Origin of the sequence: uncultured Eudoraea sp. (genome assembly GCF_947258525.1) — a bacterium.
Lineage (GTDB): Bacteria > Bacteroidota > Bacteroidia > Flavobacteriales > Flavobacteriaceae > Eudoraea.
Map to the genome: position 1 here is coordinate 54,033 of NZ_CAMYIP010000133.1, position 22,899 is coordinate 76,931.

A 22,899-nucleotide genomic window follows, 5' to 3' on the forward strand; every position below is an offset into this window, starting at 1 on the left:
TAAAAAGTCGCTAGCTAAAACATTACAAACCGGTCTTTTGTGGCATTTGTAGATTAGAAGAATTCTCCAAAGCCATTATTGCCGCCTCATAACCCAAATTAAAAACAGTATCCATATCTTTTATGGAAAATGTTCTATGATTAATCAAATCCTTTGGAGATATTACCAGTGTGCAATCCCCAAATTTAGGGAGAGAATCCTTAGCGGCCCTTATCTGGTATGCACGTTCTAAGACATTATAAGAGCGTTTTAACTGATCTATTTCTAATTTAAGAAAAGGATTTACGTAAACACCAATTATATGTTTACAATGTTCTTTGATCAGATCTACTGGAAAATTGTTTAAGGCCCCGCCGTCCACATAATAAGAATCAGCTATTTTAACCGGTGTAAAAACTCCCGGAAAAGCAGCAGAGGCCAATATGGGTCTGATAAGCTCTCCTTTTGTAAATACTTTTAAACTACCTTCCAAAATGTCAGTAGCCGTGATGTATAATGGAATTTTGAGGCTTTCAAAATTATCATCCGGAAAGAACACCAAAAAGTCATCATATAACTTTTCAGTATCAACAAATCCCGGTTTGCCAACCGCATAATTATTAAGACTAAAAATATTGACTTCTTTTATGAACTCAAGGATTTGCTTCCAATCTAACCCGCCGGCATACAAGGCACCTATGACAGCTCCGGCACTTGTACCCGCTATATGGGTAATCTCAAAACCAAATTCATCAAGAGCCTTTAGAACCCCTATATGAGCAATGCCCCTGAAACCGCCCCCAGACAAAACTAATCCTATCTTCATAATATAGCTGTTAGTTCAAAGATACTCTATATCTAATCTATTAGTTGGCTGTAGCGGGATTATTAACTTATCTCATTATGAAAATAAAATACTACATAAAAAAATACCATAGGAGTTTGCCATACGCCTATGGTATTTCTAAACATCTTCATTATTGCTATTCAGACAGTCTTTTTCTCTTTAAAACCTTTGTCAAGATAAAGGGCACTAATACTCTAACAACAAAACCATCAATACCTTTCATTAAATTAATAGGATAGAAATACGTTTTGATTTCCTGGAAGCTATACTTTGTATATTCCTTATTTATCTCTCTTTGCAGCGCAAGAATTTTTAAATCCTCGTCAATTTCCTTAAATGAGTTGTATTTTTTGTTCATGGTTCATCAAAAAAGTATTCAGAAAACATTTTCAGCAGAGGTTTATTTAACTTATCCCTAAATCTGTAGCCAATAATTCCAAGAATCAGATAAACAAGTCCAACTATCGCGAATCCATAAATAGTATTGTCCATTGCATTGCCAATTGCAAAAGAAGCCGCCATGCTCAAAAACAGTAAGGCCAAAACAGCTATGGTACCTACCAGAATAACCTTTGCTAAATAGGTGACCAAAACCATTGAGATCTTAAAACTTTTGAGCCTGGCGTATTCTATGCTATGCTCCACATAGGAACTAACATTTTCGTCTAATTCAGAAATATTTTGTCTTAATCCTTCAAAAGCCATAAGAATCTACTTCTGTAATTGTGCATTTTTCTTCCTGATCTCCTCAAGCTTACGTTCTAATTGAACAATTATTTCATCTGCTTTATAACTCATCGTAGAGATAGTATCTTCGAGTTTTTGTTCAAAAACTTCTTTTCGCTCATCAGCTACTTTGGTGAGTTCGTCTTTAGCATGAGAAATTCGTTCTGTTAAATCATGCTTGGTTTCAAGTGCTTTATCTTTAATTTTTTTTCGGGTCTTAATCCCTTCGTCAGGAGCATAAAGTATTCCTATACCAGCTCCTATTGCTGCCCCTGTTAACAGAGCTAACAAAACATTACTACTGTTGTCTGACATGATAAATTTTTTTTAGGTTAATATTAATAATTGGTTAAGTTATGACATAGACTTTCTTTACCAAATGATCTTTATCATTTCAGTGATAATTTTACATTAAATTGAAACCAATTCAGGAATTATATTACGTGATAATTTCTTAAGGCCGCGATTGTAATGGTAGCCTTAAGGATTGTAATGGTAGCCTTAAGGATTTAATGTTGTTGCGCATTTTTAAGAGTTCAATAGCTGAAAAGATTGCTTTGCTATTTCCAATTCCTCATTTGTAGGTATGACTAAAATTTTCACTCTGGAAGACTCCTTCTGTATTTCACGAAATTCAGAGGATTTTTGGTTATTCTTCTCAATATCCATCTCGATACCAAAAAAATCCATTTCAGAGCAAACGAGTTCTCTGAGGTAACCGGAATTTTCACCTATACCGGCAGTAAATATAAGAGCATCCAACCCATTCATTGCAGCGCTGTATGCCCCAATATATTTTTTAATCCTGTACGCATTCATTTCCAATGCAAGCTGACATTGAGTATCACCTTCGTTGGCTTTCGCCTGAATTTCCCGTAAATCACTATAACCGGTGAGGCCTAACATTCCACTTTTCTTGTTTAGCAATTCATTTACTTCCGTCAAACTATAACCTAGCGATTCTACCAAATAAAAAATCATAGAATGATCAATATCACCACTTCTTGAACCCATGATAAGTCCATTTGAAGGAGCAAAGCCTAAGCTATGATCTATACTTTGTCCATTTTGCACTGCGGTAATACTGCAACCATTGCCTAAATGAATACTAATTATCTTTGTTGTTTTTTTATTCAAAAAGCGTATCGCTTTTTCTGTTACGTATTTGTGACTGGTACCGTGAAATCCGTAGAGTTGAATACCATGATCGTCATATAATTCATTAGGTATGGCATACTTACGAGATTTTAAAGGAATAGTTTGATGAAAGGCAGTATCAAAGACTGCAACCTGTTTGGCATTAGGAAATAATTCTTCTGCAATCAATATTCCCTCAAGGTTATGCGGATTGTGCAATGGTGCCAACTTACTCAAAGCTGCAATCTTATCTTTTACTTCCGCGGTAATCTCCGTAGTTTCGGAAAAGGCAGTTCCACCGTGTACTACCCTGTGCCCTACGACATTTATTTCATTTGCATTACTTATTGCGCCATTAACAGGGTCCAAAAGCATTTCAATTACCTGCTGCAGTCCTTTTCTATGTGATGGAACCTGAAGACTTTCATGAACCTCATAATCTTCCTTTACATATTTCAATTTAGCATTTTCCAGACCAATTCGATCAACCATTCCGGAGCATAAAACACTTTCCGAAGGCATATGCACTAACTGATACTTTATTGAAGAACTACCTGTGTTAATAATTAGGATATTCATTGAAATGACTAAATTATACCGCCTGCGCCTGTATGGCAGTTATAATAACTGTATTAAAAATATCGTTCACCGTACTTCCCCTGCTCAGGTCGTTTATGGGCTTATTGAGCCCCTGGATTATTGGACCTATTGCCAGGGCACCAGTTTCTCGTTGCACGGCTTTGTACGTATTATTACCTGTATTTAGATCGGGGAATATAAAAACACTTGCCTGTCCGGCCACTTCCGAATCAGGCATTTTGGTTTTACCAACTTTTTCATCTACCGCGGCATCATATTGGATAGGACCCTCTACTTTTAAATAGGGTGCTCTTTTTTTAACAAGCTCTGTAGCTTCCCGCACTCTTTCTACATCCTCACCTGCACCGGAAGTTCCGGAAGAATAAGAAAGCATAGCAATTTTGGGTTCTATCTCAAATGCTAAACTAGTTGCTGCTGAAGTAATCGCAATTTCAGCCAACTGTTCTGCATTCGGATTCGGGTTTATTGCGCAGTCCCCATAAACAGAAACCCTGTCTTCCAAACACATAAAAAATACAGAGGACACTATAGATACATTGGGTTTGGTCTTGATTAATTGTAGTCCGGGTCTGATAGTATGTTGGGTGGTATGAACAGCTCCTGAAACCATACCGTCTGCATCTCCTTTGTAGACCATCATCGTTCCAAAATAAGAGATATCAGCCATGAGATCTTGTGCCATAGCCCTGTCAACATTTTTATGCTTACGCAGTTCATAAAGCGTATTGCTATAATCCTTAAAATAGGCTGAATTCAAAGGATCTATGATGCTTATTTCTTCAAAATCCAGTGGTAAATCCAGTTGTTTTGCCTTTTCCTTTATCTCTGCAGGATCTCCCAAAAGAGTTAGTTTTACGGCATCTGCATCGATTAGTTCTTTTGCTGCCCTTAGTATGCGCTCATCTGTACCTTCAGGTAAGACAATATGTTTTTTGTCCGTTTGTGCTCTTTTAAGGAGATTATACTGGAACATACGTGGAGTTATGCCGTTTGCCTGAAAAGTTATAAGGCGCTCCGTTAAAGCATTTACAGGAACAAATCTTGTAAAGTCCTGAATAGATATTTCTATTTTTTGTTTATTCTCCGCATATATTTTAGGACGTATAGCCCCGACCTTATTTGCTATAGCAAAGGTACCTCCCTGAACCGAGATGATAGGAACCACCTCCGAAAGACCTTCTATTAACCTAATTACAGTATCTTCAGGTATAAGTCCGCCGGAGAGTACTATTCCCGAGGCAGTTGGATAATTTGAAGATAAGTTAGCCTGAAGGGCACCCAGGATTATATCAGATCTATCACCGGGAGTGATAACCAAACCGTATTCTTTAAAATGAACAAGATAATTTCGCAATTGCATGGCACCCACGCTAAAATTATCTACCTGGTTGTTCAAAAATTCCTCCCCAAAAAGAATTTTGCCTCCCAATTCTTTAACAATCTCTTTCATGGTTGGATTACCGAGGGATGGATTTAACGGAATAGTACCAATCAGCACTTCGGCCGGAAGTGCTTTTAAAAGACCATTCGTTACTAAATTCACATTTTTTGGTTGTACTTTATTGGCAATCACCATTAAAACTTCGACACCTTTATCGGTAAAAGAATCATATGCGAGGTAAAGGTTATCAACCAATTCGTCCAGAGTTTTACCAACCCCGCTTGCGAGGATAACGGTTGGGATTCCAAGGTTCTTAGCCATATAAACATTAATATCCCATTCTATAATAGATCCTTCTCCTGAAAAGTCTGTCCCCTCAACTAAAACAAAATCAAAACGAGATTCAATGGCTTTGTATTTTTCTATGATCTTGTCCAATACCTCATCATCCTTATCCTGATTGTACTTCTGGATAACCTCACTTCGGGTACATGCATAAGCATCATCATACTCCATTTGTATACCAAAATAAGAAATCACAGTGTTAATATGATTATCCTTCTCCCCAGGGCCATAATCATTAATTATTGGCCTGAAATACCCTACTTTGGCAGCTTTTCCCAATAATAAATGCATTAGTCCCAATGATATTATAGATTTGCCGCTATTGGGCTCGGTAGTAGCTACATAAATGGCTTTGCTCATTGATACCAGGATTTTCAAAGTGCAAATTTATGCTATTCTGTTTACTCCAGCGATAATCTTGGCTTATAAATAGTCTAAGGATTGGTTTAGGCACATAAATAGCAAAATGGATTATGGTTTTTGTGTTTACGTAGCCCAATTGTACTATGACTCTACCTCCGGAAGGACTAAAAAAGGAATCTTTGTCTTAAAAGCAACTTTCTTAATAACGGGTTCGTGAGTCAATCCTTTAAAAAAACCATGTTGCGAATTAATCATTGCAATCATCCCTGCATTCTTCTTTTCACATAAATCGTTAATTTTTAAAGCGATATTCGGATGATAGTCAAAGTTTTCAAAATCACTATTCTCTTCTCCTAATAAATCACGAAGTAATTTCTTTAATTGCAATTGTTCTTCGTTCAGTTCCCTTTCCTCAATAACATGAATAACATTAATCCTGGCTTTTCGAAGTTTGGCAAGATCCAGCAATGGTAGTAATTCAACCCGTTGGTATAAGTGTTTAAAATTTGTAGCAAACAAAATTTCATCGAAAGAACTGAAATCGTATGAATTGGGAACTGCAATAACCGGACAAAAGTTAATATGCTTTAAAACGCTCACAGTATTGCTGCCCATAAAAATTTCACTTATTCCGGATGCCCCCTGGGTTCCCATAATAATATAGTCAGCATCCTTATCAATTACTTCCCGACCAATTGCATTTAACAATGAATCTGTAACCAGTTCACCTTCAAATTGGTGACCCGGAACCTTATTAATTTTGTTTAAATGATTTACAATTTTTTTAAGCTTTCGTTCAGATTCTTGAACCGTAATCTCATGTAACCTGGTTTCTCGTTCCTTGTTAATTGTGCTTATTAAGCCTGAAGGACTTACCTGGTGTGCGTGAATTATGATGAAAGAACATGGCGATTGTTCAAAAAGGAATGTCGCATATTTAATTGCGTGCCATGCATTTTTAGAAAAATCTGTAGGTAGAATAATACGCATCATTGTAATCAGTATTTAAATTCTAGTTGAATCAGAAACAAATTTTAGTACTCATTGAGGCAAAACCAGCAATGGTATTTTTGAATGAAAGCCTACTTTTTTAACGACAGCTTCCCGGGTAAGCTTCTCAATAAAAGTATGCTCGTAATTTATCATAACAATAATATCTGCCATAGTCTCTTTCGCAAAACTACTTATGGAATCAGCTACAGTACCCTGTAATTCAACATTGTGAAAAGAATGTGCAACTTTGCCCAGTCTTTTCGTTAAAACCTCTTTATTGGTTATTTGTTCTCCAAGTAAGGTAAATTCCTGGGCTACGTAACATATTAAAATTTCCGAATTCCATACTGTTGCCAGTTCAATAAGTGGTTTCAGTTCATATTTGGTATAAGGTCTCGTAAACTCAGTGGGAAATAAAATGGTATCCATGTCTTTGAAATCATGCTTACTCGGAACTGCAAATATGGGGCAGTGGTTAACCTTTTTAATCAGCTCTACTGTATTGCTTCCCATAAATATTTCTTTGGCCCCCGTTGCTCCTTTAGTTCCCATGACAATTAAATCAATATCCTTTTCTTTACATATTTCATTTACAGCATGGACGATATCGTCTGATAAGGAAAGTTTTTCAAAACTGTGGTTTTTATTGGTATGATTCACTTCCAGATACTGCAAAATCTTATCTAGTTCAATTGAAGAATTTTTTGCAAGTGACTCATAAATCACCCCCAATCTTTCTTTGCTCTTGTCTCCAAGAATATTAGCAAAACTGGGCTCATAGGTATTCAATAAATAAAAATTACAAGTGATATGTTCATGCATTTTCAAAGCTGCAAAAATGGCATTCCATGCATTATCTGAAAAATCGGTAAGTAATAAAACATTTTTCATCTTAGTCTGTTATTTAATAATCTCAGCTGTATCTCTAATAACCAGAAACGGTATTTTTATATGAAACCCTATCTGGTCTACATTTTGACGTTCAAAAAGTCGTTCAAAAAATGAGTGTTTTCTATTCATCATCATTAGGAGATCAATCTCATTAATTTGGACATATTTTAAAATTGCATCTGGCATTAAGCTGCCCTTTAATTCTGTAAATGTTGTAGACAAACCATCTAAACTACTATAGAGAGCCTTCTTATTTTCCTGTTGACTCGCAGTCAGATCATACTCCTCTTTTACATGTAGGACAATAAGTTTTGCCTCGTTCATTTTAGCCATTTTTATGGCGATATTCAATTCGTCTTCCTTATAATTTGTCAAATAGTCTGATGGAAGTAAAATTCTCTGAATTTTTTGGAAGGTATAGTTTTCCGGAATTACCAAAACCGGTGCAATGGCTTTACGCAGGACGTAAACAGTATTTGTTCCAAGAAAAATCTCTTTGGCTCCCGTTGCGCCCTGAGTTCCCATTACAGCCATATCAATTTCTTTCTCTACCGTTACTTCGTTTATCTCATCTGTAAGGGTATTAAAAGCTGAAATAATGGAATAGGTATGGTTTGGATTCTTATATTTTTTCTTTACATCTTCAAGCGTTTTTTCTAAACCTGCCAGGGAGATATCAACGTCGGAATCAGGGATAGCGCTAAACAAAGGTCCTCCCAACATATAATCCATCCTGTAAAATGAGGGGGTATACGTATGAAGGAAGTAAAAGTTACATTTTTCATTTTTAAACAACTGCATTGCGTAAGCAATAGCATTCCGGGAATTTTTAGAAAAATCGGTTGGAAGAAGTATGTTCATAATTAGTGTATTTAAATCTATAACTCAAATTTACTGAGCATCCAAGATGTTAACTATGATATTAATCAGTAGAATTATTTGAAATAGATGCTTTGACCGTTTGCTATCCAAAAATTTCAATAATCATGTTATAGATGACCAAGATCATTTGTATTGTAAGCGTTCATTCTCAACTTTAAGGTTAACATTAAAAAATATGATCATGGCACTAAATTTCAATCAATATGCGACGGAGGGAAATACTTTTCTAAAAGAATACACCAAGGAAATGAATCTTGGTAAAGACAGAGATAAGGCGGGAAGGATATTAGCGGCTATTTTACACAGCTTACGAGATATAATTTCTACTGAGGAATCATTACAATTCATAGCACAATTACCTATGTTCTTAAAAGCAGTTTACGTAAACGGATGGACTCTTAGGGGCAAGAAGAAATTGAAAATAAAACATATGGCAGATTTTTTAGACCTTGTGAGAAAGCACGACGGTCCATCTGCCATCAACGATTTTGAATACAGTGATGAAGTGGCCGAACAATATATAGATACTACCTTCATATATCTTAGAAAATATATTTCACTGGGAGAAATGGAAGATATTAGAGACGGACTTCCAAAGGACCTTAAGAGTATGATTTATTCAAATATTATGTTTTAAAACCTAAGAAGATTCGACCACGGATTTAGCTACCAAGACTATCTGGTAAATATCTGCGGCCGCCCTCTTTGGAGATGACACAGGTCATTTTATACCAGGCGAACGCAACTTAATTTTGCGCTGCTATTAATACCTTTAATATAAAATCATATGAAAAAATTATTCACGATTTGCGCTTTAATCATAGTACCACTTATTTGCTTTGCTCAAGAACTTACAGGAATTGATGAAATAGCCCCTTTTAGTGAAGGATTGGCAGCTATAAGAAAGGGTAATGAATGGGGCTTTATCAATAAGGAAGGTCAATTAGTAATAGAATTCAGAGATGATCTTGTTTGGAATAAACTAGCTAATACTTCAATTAATGATGTAAGCGGTATACGTTTTCCTCAATTTAAAAATGGCCGATGCATGATAAAAAAAATCATGGAAGAAGAGGAGATTGTAACCTATGGTTTTATAAATCCTGAAGGTAAAGTAATAATAGAACCCGAATATTTGAATCTAACAGAGTTCAACGAAGGATACGCTGTTGGTATTCTAGTTACTAAAGACTTTAGAGGCAAAAATAATTTCCAGTTGAACATCTATGATTATAAATTTAGCGAGGTTCTATTGGATACTAAAGGCGATATCATGCTGCTTATAAATAAGAGAGATGGAATTTCGATGTCTAAAAGACGATATGAATTGCCTGAGCTGCGGGCAAAATTCCTTTCAGTTAAAAGCCTGGCTGTAAAATTACCTTCAAACAAATGGGAATTACGAAAACTTGAATTATAAATATCATGGAACGATTAAAAGATAAAGTCGCTATTATTACCGGAGGAGCTGCCGGAATAGGCAAGAGTACAGCTGCGCTGTTTCTTAAGGAAGGAGCAAGTGTTATGTTGGTAGATATTAATAAAGATATGCTGGAATCGACTTCCAAAGAACTCAATTCTTCAAAATTGGCTTATTGTGTGGCCGATGTATCTGATCCGGCGGGCGTAGAAAAATATGCCGCTGAAACCCTGTCCAAATTTGGCAAAATAGACGTTTTTTTTAATAATGCAGGAATCGAAGGAACGTCAAGTTCTATGGAGGACTATCCGGACGACATATTTGAAAAGGTCATTGCCGTAAATCTTAAAGGAGTATGGTATGGATGTAAATACGTGATCCCAAAAATGGTTGATGGAGGATCTGTGATAATAACATCTTCAGTTGCCGGACTAAAAGGATTCAAGGATTTAGGCGCTTATGTAACCAGTAAACATGGAGTTATTGGCACAATGAGAGTGGCTGCATTAGAATTTGCAGATAGAAAAATACGCGTAAATACAGTGCATCCCGGGCCGGTAAATACTCAAATGATGCGCAGGATTGAAACGGATATTTCTCCTGATAATTCGGAAGAGGTAAAAAAAGGATTTGAGGGGATTGTACCATTCTCAAGGTACGCGGAAGCAATAGAAATTGCAAATCTTGTCCTATATCTCGCCTCAGATGAAAGCAAATATGTAAACGGCAGCACCTATGTAATAGATGGCGGATTAATGGCCGGTTAAAAACTCAGTTGCTCTCGTCAATCACGCAAGGAATTTTTAAAAACCATAAGGGAAATGAAAAAAATTAAAAAACAAGAAGCTAAGGAGATTGGACAATCTCTTGGTATCAATTGGGAAGAAGTAAGTCTGGACGAATTTACTGATGGAATAAATGTAGAATTTGAACATGGAACGCGCTTTCCGGAAACTAATGTCACCAATGATGACAAATACCTTACAGGTAAAATTGCCTGGGCACATTTAAAGGAATTTCCTGATTACTACACCAGGTTAGAGAAAATGGAAAAAGAAGCCGAAGACTTTTGGAAATTAACTAATATACATTGAAATCTTAGAGTATGTTAAAATGACAAAAATCAAAGATGTTACCCCTGAAAATGTACATAAAGAAACCCTTTTTTGTATTAAGGACATAAAGAAACCGGGGTTTCATAGTAAGCGCATATGGTTTGAGAAACAATATAAGCTTGGATTACGGATGAAGATTCTTAAGGATAATGCTGATAAAATGATTGGCTTTATTGAATATATACCTGTGATCAATGCCTGGCGCCCGGTAACCGGAAATAACTATATGTTTATACACTGTATGTATGTATATCCAAATAAAAATAAGAACAAGGGATATGGATCACTGCTCATAAAGGAAGCCGAAAATGCTGCTAAGAATCAAAAAATGGATGGTATTTGTGTGATGACCAGCAAGGGTGCATGGATTACAGATAAGAGGATTTTTGAAAATAATGACTTTATTCAAGTAGATCAGAGAGGCAGGTTTGAATTACTTTCCAAAAAATGGGAGCCTAAAGCCAAGGAGCCCGAACTTATAAATTGGACTGCAAATCAAAAGAAATACAAGGGCTGGCATTTGGTCTATGCAGATCAATGCCCTTGGCACGAAAAATCGGTAATAGCACTCCTGAATACGGCTTTGGATTTTGGTATTGATCTCAATGTAACCAAATTAAGCAACGCAAATGAGGCAAAAGAGGCTCCTTCTGGCTATGGAGTTTTTAGCCTATTACACAATGGAAGGTTAATTGAAGATCATTATCTGAGTGCTACGCGTTTCAGAAATATATTAAAGAAAGAACTGCTTCAGGAAAGCTAGTTCTTGTGCGGATCCTTATAGTTGGCGTATCGCATATTGAAATTATAAGTTATGCAAGTAGAAAAACAAGAATGCTGCCCAAAATTTCATCCGGAAAAATGGAATAAAAAGACTTTCCATTGGGATCGTAAAAAATTTATTAAGGGTAGCGTGCCTACTTTTTTTCATATCCCATTGCCTCCAATGATAGGTAAGAGAATTACCAACATGATGAATCTAGCAGAAGATTCCAAAAGTCTGTCAGACAACAGGGAAGATATCCTGGTGTTATTTACAGACCCACATGCTTTTATGTCAGAGATCTATATTTCAGTGACAAATGAGGTCCCAAATGCAATTAACACAACACTCTCGGGCAACTATATTAGCAGGGTATTTGATGGTTCCTATAATGAGATCCCAAAATTTATAAAGCAAATGGATGGCTATTTACAAAAACGTAAAGAAGAGGCTGAAAGATATTATGTGCATTACGCATACTGCCCTAAATGTGCGAAAGAAGCAGGACATAACTTCATGGTACTATTCGCTCAATTAGAGAAATAGAGTAATGCAATCAGGATAAATCATCGTATAATGGAAAACAAAAAAGGATTTGGTTTTTGGGTGTTAATTATAGTGTCTATTGTTTTGGTCGTATTTTTAATCATAGGCCAAACACTCTCTTTAATAGATTATGATTTAGCCTTAAGCCTGGGGTTGCAGGAATCAGAAAAAGAAATTGGCAAAGTTGGAATAGCATTTGCCAAAGGTTTTGCTTTCGGAGATACCATATTCTATGTCCCTTTACTCGTGTTTGGAATTCTGGGGCTACTTAAAGGTAAAAAATGGGGGACTTTTTTAATGCTTGGTGCCCTGGGAATCTCTGTTTATTGGCCCATAGTACATTTATATGCTATATATATTGATACTGAAGCGATTACCTTGGACCCGGAAAAATACATTTCCTTTCCCATTGTTTTAAGTTTAATCACCATTTATGGATTTTGGGGTAGCTACTATTTGTATAAAAATAGCGGGGATTAAGGATCTAAAGATCAATCCCTGAATACCAGCTTATTTTTTTATTCAATAGGCCAATAGCGCTATTACTGCTGGCTTATACTTAATAGTGATTCACAGGAGAAAATTTTGACCTGCCTTTCAAAGTACCTGTATATTTACATTTAAGAATCTTCTTTCTTTGGAGTTTTAGGTAATACCTCTTCAGGGAATGGGAAGAGTATTGTAGAATTTTTCTCAGCTGCAATATTGGATAAGGTCTGATATAACCTCAGCTTTATTGCCGAAGGCGATTTATCTATTTGCAAACCGGCTTCCAGCAATTTTCCGGCAGCCTGTTCTTCAGCCTGGGCCAAAATGATTCTTGCTCTTCTTGATCTTTCGGCTTCAGCCTGGTTAGCCATCATCCGTCTCATGTTTTCAGGCAGCTGAATATCTTTAATTTTGACATCCATAATTTCTATCCCCCATTCGTGGGTTTCCTGCTCAACGATAGTCTTAATATTTTTACCCATTTCCTCGCGTTTGGACAAAATCGTATCCAGCTCTACTTTCCCGCAAACATCCCTCAATGCCGCTTGAGAAAGTTGTGTTATTGCAAAGGAAAATTCTTCGACCTCCAGAACCGCCTTTTCCGGATCATATATCTTAAAGAATACCACCCCGTCTATACTGCAGGGAACGTTATCCTCTGTCATTACTTCCTGGGAAACAATATTAATGGTTATAACCCTTATATCTACAACTTGGATGGTGTCTACTATAGGTATAATCCACCTGAAACCAGGCATAAGAGTTTTCACATACTTTCCGAATCGAAATTTTAATGCTCGTTTATACTCAAAAACTATTCTAATTCCTGCAAACAGAAAAAGCACAAATACAATGGTGAATACAAATAGTGGGTTCATAGCAAATGTTTTAAGTTATTTTTAATTTTCTTATTGATAATTCTTAAGATCTAACTTTTTCTTCTTATTTACCTTTCCAAATTTTTACTCAGGAATTTTACCGCGAGAAAAAGTCCTTATACGGCTTGAAAAACGGCTCTTTTAAAGTTACAAAATATATGAGCCGGAACAAAACATTTAAGCTTCTAATAACAGTGATTTAGCGATCCTTTTTAATGTACCCAAAGACCGGATATTAAGAAATTTATTAGTGGCTCATCCTAATTTTCTCATTTTTATGTTTCAAATATTTGTAGAAGGAAATATCTAAAAAAGAAAACCATAGTATGAAGCAAATAAAGGTCACTTTTTGGATAACAGGAAGGCTTCTTATAAAAGTTCCAGTTTCATAAATATAATAGTTAACCAAAAAGATAATCAGACATGCAATACCGAAATATACAAGTGAGAAATACTTGGCTTTGTAGAGCTCTATAAAACAACTGATAAAGGCAATCACTCCAAAAACTCCGGCTATACGCACTGTAATATCATGTGTCCCTGATGTGAGAGACATTGTAATTACCAATGCCAGAAGCCCTGCCAGCCACATTACTACGACATTTACGCCTTTCTTCGAAAATAAACCCGGCAAAAAATACCACAATAATATTAAACTTACACATAGTACCCCCAGTGAACCTCTCGCGAAGAAACGCGCGGGATTTATTTCCCCGTTTATCGCATTCCGGTCTAATAAATCGCAGAGATAATTGTTCCAAAAGTTGAATCCTTCCTGATCCATAACTACCCATGAACCTCCCGGATAGTTTAAGGCCGCCAAAATATACAGCACAACAAATAGACCCATCCCGGCAAGAGGTAAGAGCAATACAGAAGGTTTAGGAACTACAGGAAGTATATTTATTTTCATAAGCCTTTGATATTCCGAGTTAATAAAGAACCTAAGGGAGAGAATGACTATTGTGGATTAGTCCTGTATAAGTTCTCTGCTCTTCTTTTTATACCATAGCACATTTTTCTGTCCATAGCAAATACAACTGGTTCACCTAAGACTCCAAATAATAGACTGTTTTTAAGGGAAGGGCTGTAATCTACTCTATTCCTCGAGATAAATCTTGAGCTATGTTCATCGAGTGGTTCTACCATCCATAGCCAACTTAGATGTAAATAGTTCATAGGTGATTCCAAAGCCTGATTGTAAACAGAATTTTTATTTAAATCATACCAATTTTCAATAGCCAGGGCTTTTCCATGTTCACAGATTACAATAGGATAAGCATCTTTTGGACCAAAAGGAATTAAATCACCTATTTTTGGTTGTTGAAATTCTGGCAAGATTTTATCCGAATTATAGATTTGCAAGCCAAAAATATTTTCTAACGCCTCATAGCTATAAAAACCGCCTCTTCCCTGTCCTATTTGGGCAATCCATGGCCATACACAACTTGCTGGGGCATTTATTTCTATGGCGTGAACGAATTCTGAACGTGGTTGTGGCACCAGATGATCTCCGGGAAATGTTGTATTGGCCTCCTTATGGCTTAACCCCCAGCGATCCCTTAACGGCTTAAAAATTAAGGTTAAATAGGCTGCAATAATAATGAGTATACCTTCTAACCCTTCCAGAACCTGAAGGGCAGTGAAGCGTGTTCTTCGTTGTTCATTAAGTGAAACTATTCCCATCGATAGTTATTCAGTGTTATTCCTCCACATGTTTGGTCTTATGTGATTTCCGCCAACGCCTTAATTTCGGAAGTGTATTCCTGGCTAATTTGGATGCGGTAGCTTTTGACATTCCCAGTTTTTCCGCAATTCTAATATTCCTGGCCATTTTCTCCTCAAGGCTAATCCCTTTATCGGTAAACTCGCCTTCTTCGTAACAATGATGACAATACTCTGTATTTATACTACCATCCCTATCCGTCCCAAAATCTGTCATATTCTTCATTGGCATACCACAACTCTGACAAATATTCTTTTCTGAAGTTTTCATGATTATAATAATTTCATTTTCCTTTTGTAAGATAAAACTCATGAAATTATTACAGTATGATATTTATCAGTTTAAGGTTATGTTAACCATATACATCACTTTTTTCAGACAATGAAAAACCAGTTTTCTCTGATAACACTTTCATTAATTCCTGAGTGGTTGAAGCATCAATTAAATTAAGAGCCTCAACATTACAAAGTTTATTAACCATATTCACACCTGCCAGTGTATTGGACGCAATCCCGGTTACAATGTCCGGTTTAATTTCGAAAGCTTTCATTAGTCCGAATACTGCATAAGGATCCGAAGCACTTAAAATTATGCATTTAACGTGTTCTCTTAATGCGTTAATTGCGAGATCTCCATTATAGGGCTCTAGAGGAGATGCACCTATCTCAATAATGGCTACATCGGCATTTTGATGCTGGACTCTGCTCAATAACTGATCTAACTTTGCCTTGTAAATGTGTGCCGGACAAATTGAAGACGGAAGTCCAACATCCACAAAATCCATAACCGCATTTGCGCCTACATCCTTAATGGCTAAGATATCTTTATAACGTCCGGCGCCAGTTAACTTAGCACCTACAACATTGTATCCTGCAACCTTAAAAAGATTGGTGACAATTCTGGCAGAAGTAGTTTTCCCAGCAGACATAGATGTCCCTACAAAAAGGATTACCGGAGTGTTAAAAGGTAATGGCTCAACGGTTTCCACAAAATCATCCATTGTAACTTTTTTTCCATTCCTGACTACGTGGCCGGAATAATCTACCTCCATCATATTTGGTAAAAAAACAGATTTTGAGGTTAGTTTTCCCATTAAGCCACCTCCGGTTAAAACATTCATTTTAAGGTCTGCTTTAACTTTTCGCCAAGTCCCCGTTGCTTCAAGAGTCGCAAAACGTTCTCCCAGAGCTCCAACCAAAGTCTCTCCTCCAATTACTCCCCGCATTCTTCCTGTTCTAAGCTCTAAATTTAATGTGTTGCCTCCTGGATCCAGAATCTTACTCACGACATAATCGCCGGTTTCCCAATGTTCCCTATCAAGTTTTTTAACATTGAATTCCTTTTCAGCTAAATCAGAAATTCTAGTTAGTGATGTATAAATGAATTGACGGTTCATGATTCTTAATTTAAAGGTTCTAGTAATAACAAGAGTGTTAAAAGAGATGTTCTTTCAACAAGCTTGTTTTGTATAATATATTCATGCGTTGCATGTGCCCCATCTCCGGGAGTCCCCAGGCCATCAAGAGTAGCGGTATACAAACTGGTTGTATTCGCATCTGAACCTCCCCCGGCGGTCGCTTCTTCAAGGTCCAGACCTAATTCTTGTCCCTGTTTTTTTGCCAATTTCCATAAATGCTGATTGCGCGGAGTTTTTTCCATTGGCGGTCTGCCTATACCACCTTCAATTTCCATTTCAACATCTTTATGTATCGGTTTTAATTCTTTTATTTTTTTTGTTATCAGCTCCCCATCAGCTTCACGAAGAACTCTGACATCAATCACCGCTTTACTTGAAGGTGCAACCATATTGGGTGAGATACCTCCTTCAATCATACCCACATTTACAGTGATCCCATTTTCAAGATCATTCATAGCGTAAAGCTTCTGTACCTGTTGTGATAATTCTACTATTGCATTCACCCCTTTTGTTGGGTCTAATCCGGCATGAGCAGCCTTCCCCCTAACAGTTATCGTAAAACGACCTAAACCTTTTCTCGCGGTTTTTAATTTTCCATTCAATCCCAATGGTGGTTCCAAAACATAGGCCCTGTCTGCAAGTTTTGCCAATCTTTTAAGAGCATTGGTGGTCTCCCTGCTTCCTATTTCTTCATCAGAATTTATAAATACAACAGGTTCGACCTTTGGTGATATCTTCATCTCCCTGAGAGCCATTAGAGAAAAGACTATCTGCGTGATACCGGCTTTCATGTCATAAATACCGGGGCCCTTAATTTTACCACCAGTATAAGTTAAAGGCATTTCTTCTATGGTCCCTAAGGGCCAAACTGTATCGCAATGACCTATCATAAGCTGAAATGGCAAATGTTTATTTCTGTTTTTAGATCTTGCATACAAGTACCCGCCCGTATTTTTACCTCTCACATGAATTACAAAATAACCCATTGCCAAAAATCTATCTTTCAAATATGCTAATATCTGGTGTTGTAAATTAATTTTATCAGAGGGAGATTCATAGCTTACCAATTCTTTTAAAAAAAGAATCATATCTTCTCTATGTGTCAAGAGATATTCCTGAGCCATGGCCACTATTTTATCCGGATTTTTCATCGCTTAAAATTTTTAGGGAATGGGAATCCGTTTGTTGCAGCAATCTTTGCAAACCTCCCAGGGGCAATATAGGCAAGTAAGGGGTTTTTTAATATTTGTTCCTGTTCATCCATTTCCGAAACTTTCATATAATCTTTATGCGCATAGGCAGCATTAATTTTCCCTGTTATAATACTATAATCATCAAAGCCATCAATGATTTTATGTAATCCGCATTCCAAATAAAAGTAAGCGTCAGCTATTATAGGCGCATCCATGGAGGGTGATTTTAAAACGGGTAGAGCATTAATTATCCCCTCGGACTTAGAAATCGATTCCGTTCGCGGACTGGCACTCAGAGAAGTAGAGATAATTTGGTCGGGCATTGGAAAGCTAACAGTGAATTGCCCTGTTGCGAGTACGTTGCTAAAGGTATTGTGCCTTGAGGTACATACAAATCCAAAATAATTACCAAATCCCAATGGGGTGGCCATATGTTTTGGTGCAAGATCATAGCCCTGTCTTTCCTTTGTTCCAATTACGACCAAAGGCGCAACAGTAAAAACCTGATCCCAGATTGAAGTCATGTTATCCAGGAGTACATAGTTATCTTGCTTTAAAGTGTTCATAAGAGATGATTTGAAGGGTACTACCTCTAAAATTACAAACCATAGGATAAACAAGTAATGACCTTGGTCATTGCTAATATTACCATATCTAAATACTTTCATAAAAAACCAAAGGATGAAAGGTGTATTGAAGCTTGGAAAAATTGCCGGAATTAGACTAGAAGTACATTGGACCTTTACGCTTTTATTGATATGGATAGTTTTTCTTGATATTCAACGCGGCGGAACTACATATTCCGCCCTGATGAATATTGTTCTAATCTTGTTGCTCTTCTTTTGTGTAATACTGCATGAATTAGGCCATGCCCTAACTGCAAAGAGATTTAATATTAATACTAAAAAAATAACATTGCTTCCTATTGGAGGTGTGGCATCTTTAGAAAAAATGCCTGAAAAGCCAGGGCAAGAATTGATCGTAGCTTTGGCTGGGCCTGCTGTAAATGTAATAATTGCAATATTGCTGTTTCTGATCGTACCTATGAAAAGCTATTTTGGCCTTGATGCGGACAGTTTGGGGCAGCTATTAGAAGCACCCAGGTTGGAGACTCTTTTATTTTATCTTTTCATCGCCAATGTAATGTTGGTAGTTTTTAATTTAATTCCTGCATTTCCTATGGACGGTGGCCGTGTCTTAAGAGCCTTGTTGGCATTTACAATGGATAGGGCCAGAGCTACCGAAATAGCTGCCGGATTAGGGCAGGCTTTGGCTGTGATATTTTTCATGCTAGGTCTATTTTTCAATCCATTTCTAATATTAATTGCTCTCTTCATTTTTCTGGCCGCTTATAGTGAAAATCAAATGGTTAAACAGAAATCCCTAGTTGAAGGGCATTTTGTAAAGGAGGCCTTGCTAACTAATATTACGGTTTTACATCCAGACCATAGCCTTGAAGATGTTTTTGCAATAATACTATCCGGAACGGAAAAAGACTTTGTGGTTACAGAAAATGAGAATATAGTTGGTGTTTTAAATCATAAAGAAATTATTAAAAATGCTAAAAATGGTTCAATTAAAGTAAGGTCAATTATGAACACAGAATTTAATTGTATGAACGGAAGCGATGAGCTAAAGGAATTCTTTAATTTAATCAATAAAGGGAAGCAACGCTTCTTTCCCGTAACTGACAACACCAACAAGCTTATCGGTGCAATAGATGCATATAATGTAAGTGAATTCCTTATGCTTAAGACTAATTTTATTGCAAAGACATAAATAATCTTTTCCCTCCTGATCGTAATCATTTCGACTTTCTACACCATTTAATAAATTGGTAAAAATTAGAATTATGAATAATATTACAACCCACACATTTACAGAAAAGACTTTTAAACAATTAGCAGCAATAAGCGATTCGCATTGTGTTTCTATTTATCTGCCAATGTATAAAAAGGGTAAAGAATTGAATGAAGGCCTGGGGCAATCAAATTTAAAATCTTGTCTAAGAAAAGTGCATTCAGATTTAATTGAAGATGGCTATGATGAAAACATGGTCAGCACATATCTTACACCAATAAACAATCTTGTTAGTGAATTAGGTTTCTGGCGAAACCCGTCAGAAGGTGTGGTAATTTTTTTAGACAAAATTAATGGAATCAGGTACTATAAATTACCCCTTTCATTTGAAATACAGACCTATGTTGCGGATCATTTTTATTTGATCCCATTGTTGCCCTTTTTTCATAACAATGGTATTTACTATCTCTTGAATATAAGTCGTGATCACGTAAAACTATTTGAAGGTTCCAGAAATTTCTTCCAGGAAATCTATATAGAAAAAATTGCTCCTACACAATTGGAGGAAGCAGTTGGTTATGACTTTGAGCAAAAGATGTTGCAATACAGAACAGGACAAATGATGCATCCCGCAGGGTCGTTTCATGGCCAGGGCGAGGGCAAGGAAGATCAAAAGAAAGAACTGATTCACTTCTTCAGAAAAATCAATGAAGGAGTCACTAAGGTTCTACCTCATAAAAATGCGCCCTTGATCTTGGCATGTACGGATGAGTTGTTCCCAATTTACAAGAAAACAAATACACACGGTAATTTATGGAATACCAATCTAAGTGGTGATCCTGAATTTAAAGGTGAAAACGAGTTACACAACCAATCCTGGAGTTTAATTCAGCCTTATTTTACAACGAATAAACAAGAAAAACTGGAAAAGTTTCATGCAAAATCTCAAACTTCAAAAACTTCTTCTCAACTCTCGGAAATTGTTCCTGCAGCAATTAAAGGTAAAATAGACACGCTTTTTGTACAAAAAAACAAAGATGTTTTTGGCACATATCACAGTGTTAAAGGCTGTTTAATTCTGGATGACCGTAAAGAAATGGGAAATCTATCCTTGTTAAATATGGCTGCAACTAAAACTTATCTCCAGGGCGGCAACGTATACTTTCTTGAAAAGGAAGAAATGCCCGTTAAAAATAGTGCTATGAATGCATTGTTTAGGTTTTAACTCAATCACATGGGAAAATTGATTCTTGGGTACAATCTTTTGTGCCCTTTTTTTATTTAAAATAATATGGATTCGTAAATACTAAATGACTAGGAACTAAGAATACTTTTTTTGTGAAAGCTCAATAAGGGAACAAGTCGTTCTAATTTCATGCGTTTTACCAAATCAAAATGCCAGAGATTGGGAATTAAGGTATCCCCTTCCCTTTCCAACATGACCAGAATACCGGCATCTACTTCCTTCAAATAGGCTTTTAATGTGTTGAGAATATCATCTGATAACCTGAATTCAAAACTGATGTTTTTATAAGTAACTTTTTCCTTAAGCATCTCTTTAAACCAATGCATTTGATCTTCTCCGGAATATTCCTTTTTGGTTGAAACATGTATTAGTTTAATTTCGGAATTAAAGGCAGATGCAAATTCAGAAATCTTTTCAATAGCCAGGATATCTGCCTCTTCAAAGGCGGTTGCATACACTATAGTACTAAGTTCTATAACACCGGAATTGTGCGGAACAGATAAGACAGGTACAGGAGATTTTTCTATCAAAGCGGTGGCTGTGCTCCCCATAAACAGGTCCTTTACAATATTACTGCCAGTCATTCCGACTAAAATCAGATCAGCCTTTATTTTTTCTGCCTTTTCTAAAATCCCATCAGACTCTATACTGTTTTCAACTACATGAATAACAGGACGCTTTTCCTCATCTTTTAAATTCAGGTGCTTCCAGCAAAAAGCATCTAGTTTTTCACGATGACTATTGAATGCTGCTTCCTCCAAACGGGCATAAGCCAAACTTACAGTACTAATAAAGGTTGCAGAAATATCGAAAACGTGTATGACATGAAGATCGGCATTGAGTTTATCACAAAACACATTGGCTAACTTTAATGCTGAAATTGAATTATCAGAATAATCCGTGGCACAGAGTATTGTTTTCATAGGACGGGCATTTTAAAATAGCAGGATGAATCTATCAAAAAGAAAAACAAATAAAAATGACCTAAGTCATATCCTGTAAGAAAACTAACATATGACAATTGTCATTTTAGCTGCTATCCAAATGAAGTAATTTTATACTTAACACAATAAAACAATGATAATGGGCGAGATAGCTACTTCAGACAGGCAAATCACCATGTTTTATAATTCCAGTTCTAAAAGGGCTAAACAGACTTTGGCATATGCAAAAGCTGAGGGTTGGCCAATTCTTGAGATAGATATCTTAAAAACTCCTCCCAGCGGAACTCAAATTGCAGAATTAGCGGAGCGGCTAGGATTGGAAGTAAGGGAACTGGTTAACCAAAGTCATCCGGCCTATACTTCCAAATTTGAACCACACGAATTTTCATCTGAAGATTGGATTAAAATGATAAGACATAATCCCGAAATTATGAAACAGCCTATTGCGATCCGAGGAAATAATACCATTTTGGTTGAGACCCCAACTGATATCCTCAGGATATAATATCAGGAAATATGCTTGAATAAGAATTTAAATACTAGGTTATGCCGAAATTTAAAGAATTTAATATCGCTGATTGGTTTTCATTTTACCGCATAGCCGCTGTACCCTTTCTGCTCATTTTAGTATGGTGGTATGAACGCGAAATATTTACATGGCTTTTACTAATTAGTTATGCTACGGATGCCATTGACGGTTTTCTGGCAAGAAAACTAAAGATTACCAGTGCACGTGGTTCTCAATTAGATTCCTACGGAGACCAGGTAACGCTTGTTGTTGGTTTAATAGGGCTGATAGTATTTGAAACGGAATTTATGCGGGAGAACTATCCCCTAATTTTAATTGCCTTTGTACCCTATATTTTTCAAATGATTATTGCATTTCGAAAATATGGCAAAGCCACCGCCTTTCATACCTATCTGGCTAAATTATCTGCTGTAATTCAAGGTGTATTTATACTTTGGTTATTATTCTTTGGCCCTGTTTACTGGCTGTTTTATGTGATGATCATTTTAGGTGTTTTAGAAACAATTGAAGAAATAGCACTCATTTATTTATATGACAAATGGGTTGCCGGCGTCAAAGGCATCTACTGGGCCTTAAAAGACAAAAGACGGCTTAATATTGAACAAAATGAGGCTCAGACCTGAAATGGATTAGAATAAGTTGTGATTTTTGGCGGTTGGTAATTTTTAGACTTAATAGAATATGTACGC

The 22,899-nt window shown here is 36.5% G+C and carries 28 protein-coding genes; 11 read left to right on the forward strand and 17 right to left on the reverse strand.

Annotation, left to right across the window (positions count from 1 at the left end):
• Positions 1 to 22: 22 nt before the first annotated feature.
• From Q0X89_RS10270 to Q0X89_RS10310, 9 genes are all read right to left on the reverse strand, one after another.
• Positions 23 to 805, reverse strand: a complete 783-nt coding sequence (locus Q0X89_RS10270; RefSeq protein ID WP_297693785.1) for a patatin-like phospholipase family protein — start codon at positions 803 to 805, stop codon at positions 23 to 25.
• Positions 806 to 962: 157 nt separating this feature from the next.
• Positions 963 to 1,184, reverse strand: a complete 222-nt coding sequence (locus Q0X89_RS10275; RefSeq protein WP_297693787.1) for a DUF6327 family protein — start codon at positions 1,182 to 1,184, stop codon at positions 963 to 965.
• Positions 1,181 to 1,531: a phage holin family protein gene (locus tag Q0X89_RS10280; RefSeq protein ID WP_297693789.1), complete on the reverse strand. Its 351-nt coding sequence runs from the start codon at positions 1,529 to 1,531 to the stop codon at positions 1,181 to 1,183. The genes Q0X89_RS10275 and Q0X89_RS10280 overlap by 4 nt, the downstream gene beginning before the upstream one ends.
• 6 nt (positions 1,532 to 1,537) lie before the next feature.
• The gene (locus tag Q0X89_RS10285; RefSeq protein WP_297693793.1) at positions 1,538 to 1,867 is read right to left on the reverse strand and encodes a YtxH domain-containing protein; all 330 of its coding nucleotides are present in this window, start codon (positions 1,865 to 1,867) and stop codon (positions 1,538 to 1,540) included.
• A gap of 213 nt (positions 1,868 to 2,080) precedes the next feature.
• Entirely contained in the window at positions 2,081 to 3,268 is a 1,188-nt protein-coding gene (locus Q0X89_RS10290; protein ID WP_297693795.1) for an acetate/propionate family kinase, read from the reverse strand.
• Positions 3,269 to 3,281: 13 nt separating this feature from the next.
• Positions 3,282 to 5,375, reverse strand: a complete 2,094-nt coding sequence (gene pta, locus Q0X89_RS10295) for a phosphate acetyltransferase (protein WP_297693797.1) — start codon at positions 5,373 to 5,375, stop codon at positions 3,282 to 3,284.
• A 144-nt stretch (positions 5,376 to 5,519) separates the two neighbouring features.
• Positions 5,520 to 6,371, reverse strand: a complete 852-nt coding sequence (locus Q0X89_RS10300) for a universal stress protein (RefSeq protein WP_297693800.1) — start codon at positions 6,369 to 6,371, stop codon at positions 5,520 to 5,522.
• 48 nt (positions 6,372 to 6,419) lie between these two features.
• The gene (locus Q0X89_RS10305) at positions 6,420 to 7,262 is read right to left on the reverse strand and encodes a universal stress protein (RefSeq protein WP_297693802.1); all 843 of its coding nucleotides are present in this window, start codon (positions 7,260 to 7,262) and stop codon (positions 6,420 to 6,422) included.
• A 9-nt stretch (positions 7,263 to 7,271) separates the two neighbouring features.
• Complete coding sequence (locus tag Q0X89_RS10310; RefSeq protein WP_297693804.1) at positions 7,272 to 8,123, reverse strand: universal stress protein; 852 nt, start codon at positions 8,121 to 8,123, stop codon at positions 7,272 to 7,274.
• 202 nt (positions 8,124 to 8,325) lie between these two features.
• Here Q0X89_RS10310 and Q0X89_RS10315 point away from each other — a divergent pair, with 202 nt between their 5' ends.
• The 7 genes from Q0X89_RS10315 (at position 8,326) to Q0X89_RS10345 (ending at position 12,468) form a co-directional block, all read left to right on the forward strand.
• Complete coding sequence (locus Q0X89_RS10315) at positions 8,326 to 8,781, forward strand: DUF2267 domain-containing protein (protein ID WP_297693806.1); 456 nt, start codon at positions 8,326 to 8,328, stop codon at positions 8,779 to 8,781.
• Between the two features lie 150 nt (positions 8,782 to 8,931).
• Complete coding sequence (locus Q0X89_RS10320; RefSeq protein ID WP_297693808.1) at positions 8,932 to 9,564, forward strand: WG repeat-containing protein; 633 nt, start codon at positions 8,932 to 8,934, stop codon at positions 9,562 to 9,564.
• A gap of 5 nt (positions 9,565 to 9,569) precedes the next feature.
• Positions 9,570 to 10,331 carry an SDR family NAD(P)-dependent oxidoreductase gene (locus Q0X89_RS10325; RefSeq protein ID WP_297693810.1) on the forward strand — a complete coding sequence of 254 codons (762 nt, stop codon included), beginning with the start codon at positions 9,570 to 9,572 and terminating at the stop codon, positions 10,329 to 10,331.
• A gap of 54 nt (positions 10,332 to 10,385) precedes the next feature.
• On the forward strand, positions 10,386 to 10,658 hold the full coding sequence (locus Q0X89_RS10330; protein WP_297693811.1) for a DUF5661 family protein: 273 nt from the start codon (positions 10,386 to 10,388) through the stop codon (positions 10,656 to 10,658).
• A 19-nt stretch (positions 10,659 to 10,677) separates the two neighbouring features.
• Complete coding sequence (locus tag Q0X89_RS10335) at positions 10,678 to 11,442, forward strand: GNAT family N-acetyltransferase (RefSeq protein WP_297693814.1); 765 nt, start codon at positions 10,678 to 10,680, stop codon at positions 11,440 to 11,442.
• A gap of 51 nt (positions 11,443 to 11,493) precedes the next feature.
• Positions 11,494 to 11,988 (forward strand): hydrolase, encoded by a 495-nt coding sequence (locus tag Q0X89_RS10340; RefSeq protein ID WP_297693816.1) that lies wholly within the window; start codon positions 11,494 to 11,496, stop codon positions 11,986 to 11,988.
• Positions 11,989 to 12,018: 30 nt separating this feature from the next.
• The gene (locus Q0X89_RS10345) at positions 12,019 to 12,468 is read left to right on the forward strand and encodes a hypothetical protein (protein ID WP_297693817.1); all 450 of its coding nucleotides are present in this window, start codon (positions 12,019 to 12,021) and stop codon (positions 12,466 to 12,468) included.
• 140 nt (positions 12,469 to 12,608) lie between these two features.
• Here the strand turns inward: Q0X89_RS10345 and Q0X89_RS10350 are convergent, their stop codons facing one another.
• From Q0X89_RS10350 to Q0X89_RS10380, 7 genes are all read right to left on the reverse strand, one after another.
• Positions 12,609 to 13,355 (reverse strand): slipin family protein, encoded by a 747-nt coding sequence (locus Q0X89_RS10350; protein WP_297693819.1) that lies wholly within the window; start codon positions 13,353 to 13,355, stop codon positions 12,609 to 12,611.
• Positions 13,356 to 13,602: 247 nt separating this feature from the next.
• Positions 13,603 to 14,268, reverse strand: coding sequence for a hypothetical protein (locus tag Q0X89_RS10355; protein WP_297693821.1), 666 nt, complete (start codon positions 14,266 to 14,268; stop codon positions 13,603 to 13,605).
• A gap of 47 nt (positions 14,269 to 14,315) precedes the next feature.
• Positions 14,316 to 15,041: a hypothetical protein gene (locus Q0X89_RS10360; protein ID WP_297693823.1), complete on the reverse strand. Its 726-nt coding sequence runs from the start codon at positions 15,039 to 15,041 to the stop codon at positions 14,316 to 14,318.
• A 16-nt stretch (positions 15,042 to 15,057) separates the two neighbouring features.
• On the reverse strand, positions 15,058 to 15,351 hold the full coding sequence (locus Q0X89_RS10365; protein ID WP_297693825.1) for a zinc ribbon domain-containing protein: 294 nt from the start codon (positions 15,349 to 15,351) through the stop codon (positions 15,058 to 15,060).
• Positions 15,352 to 15,433: 82 nt separating this feature from the next.
• Complete coding sequence (locus Q0X89_RS10370) at positions 15,434 to 16,477, reverse strand: hypothetical protein (RefSeq protein ID WP_297693827.1); 1,044 nt, start codon at positions 16,475 to 16,477, stop codon at positions 15,434 to 15,436.
• Positions 16,478 to 16,482: 5 nt separating this feature from the next.
• On the reverse strand, positions 16,483 to 17,649 hold the full coding sequence (locus tag Q0X89_RS10375; RefSeq protein ID WP_297693829.1) for a M20 family metallopeptidase: 1,167 nt from the start codon (positions 17,647 to 17,649) through the stop codon (positions 16,483 to 16,485).
• Positions 17,646 to 18,257, reverse strand: coding sequence for a flavin reductase (locus Q0X89_RS10380; RefSeq protein ID WP_297693832.1), 612 nt, complete (start codon positions 18,255 to 18,257; stop codon positions 17,646 to 17,648). The genes Q0X89_RS10375 and Q0X89_RS10380 overlap by 4 nt, the downstream gene beginning before the upstream one ends.
• Before the next feature lie 115 nt (positions 18,258 to 18,372).
• On the opposite strand from Q0X89_RS10380, the gene Q0X89_RS10385 reads away from it, so the two are divergent.
• Together Q0X89_RS10385 and Q0X89_RS10390 are read left to right on the forward strand one after the other, a co-directional pair.
• Positions 18,373 to 19,470, forward strand: a complete 1,098-nt coding sequence (locus Q0X89_RS10385) for a site-2 protease family protein (protein ID WP_297693833.1) — start codon at positions 18,373 to 18,375, stop codon at positions 19,468 to 19,470.
• A 73-nt stretch (positions 19,471 to 19,543) separates the two neighbouring features.
• Positions 19,544 to 20,716 (forward strand): hypothetical protein, encoded by a 1,173-nt coding sequence (locus Q0X89_RS10390; RefSeq protein ID WP_297693835.1) that lies wholly within the window; start codon positions 19,544 to 19,546, stop codon positions 20,714 to 20,716.
• Between the two features lie 89 nt (positions 20,717 to 20,805).
• On the opposite strand, the gene Q0X89_RS10395 is transcribed toward Q0X89_RS10390, so the two are convergent.
• Entirely contained in the window at positions 20,806 to 21,660 is an 855-nt protein-coding gene (locus Q0X89_RS10395; RefSeq protein WP_297693837.1) for a universal stress protein, read from the reverse strand.
• 160 nt (positions 21,661 to 21,820) lie between these two features.
• On the opposite strand from Q0X89_RS10395, the gene Q0X89_RS10400 reads away from it, so the two are divergent.
• A complete protein-coding gene (locus Q0X89_RS10400) occupies positions 21,821 to 22,186 on the forward strand; it encodes a hypothetical protein (RefSeq protein ID WP_297693840.1) in 366 nt (121 codons plus the stop codon).
• A 41-nt stretch (positions 22,187 to 22,227) separates the two neighbouring features.
• Entirely contained in the window at positions 22,228 to 22,833 is a 606-nt protein-coding gene (locus tag Q0X89_RS10405) for a CDP-alcohol phosphatidyltransferase family protein (RefSeq protein ID WP_297693842.1), read from the forward strand.
• Positions 22,834 to 22,899: the final 66 nt, after the last annotated feature.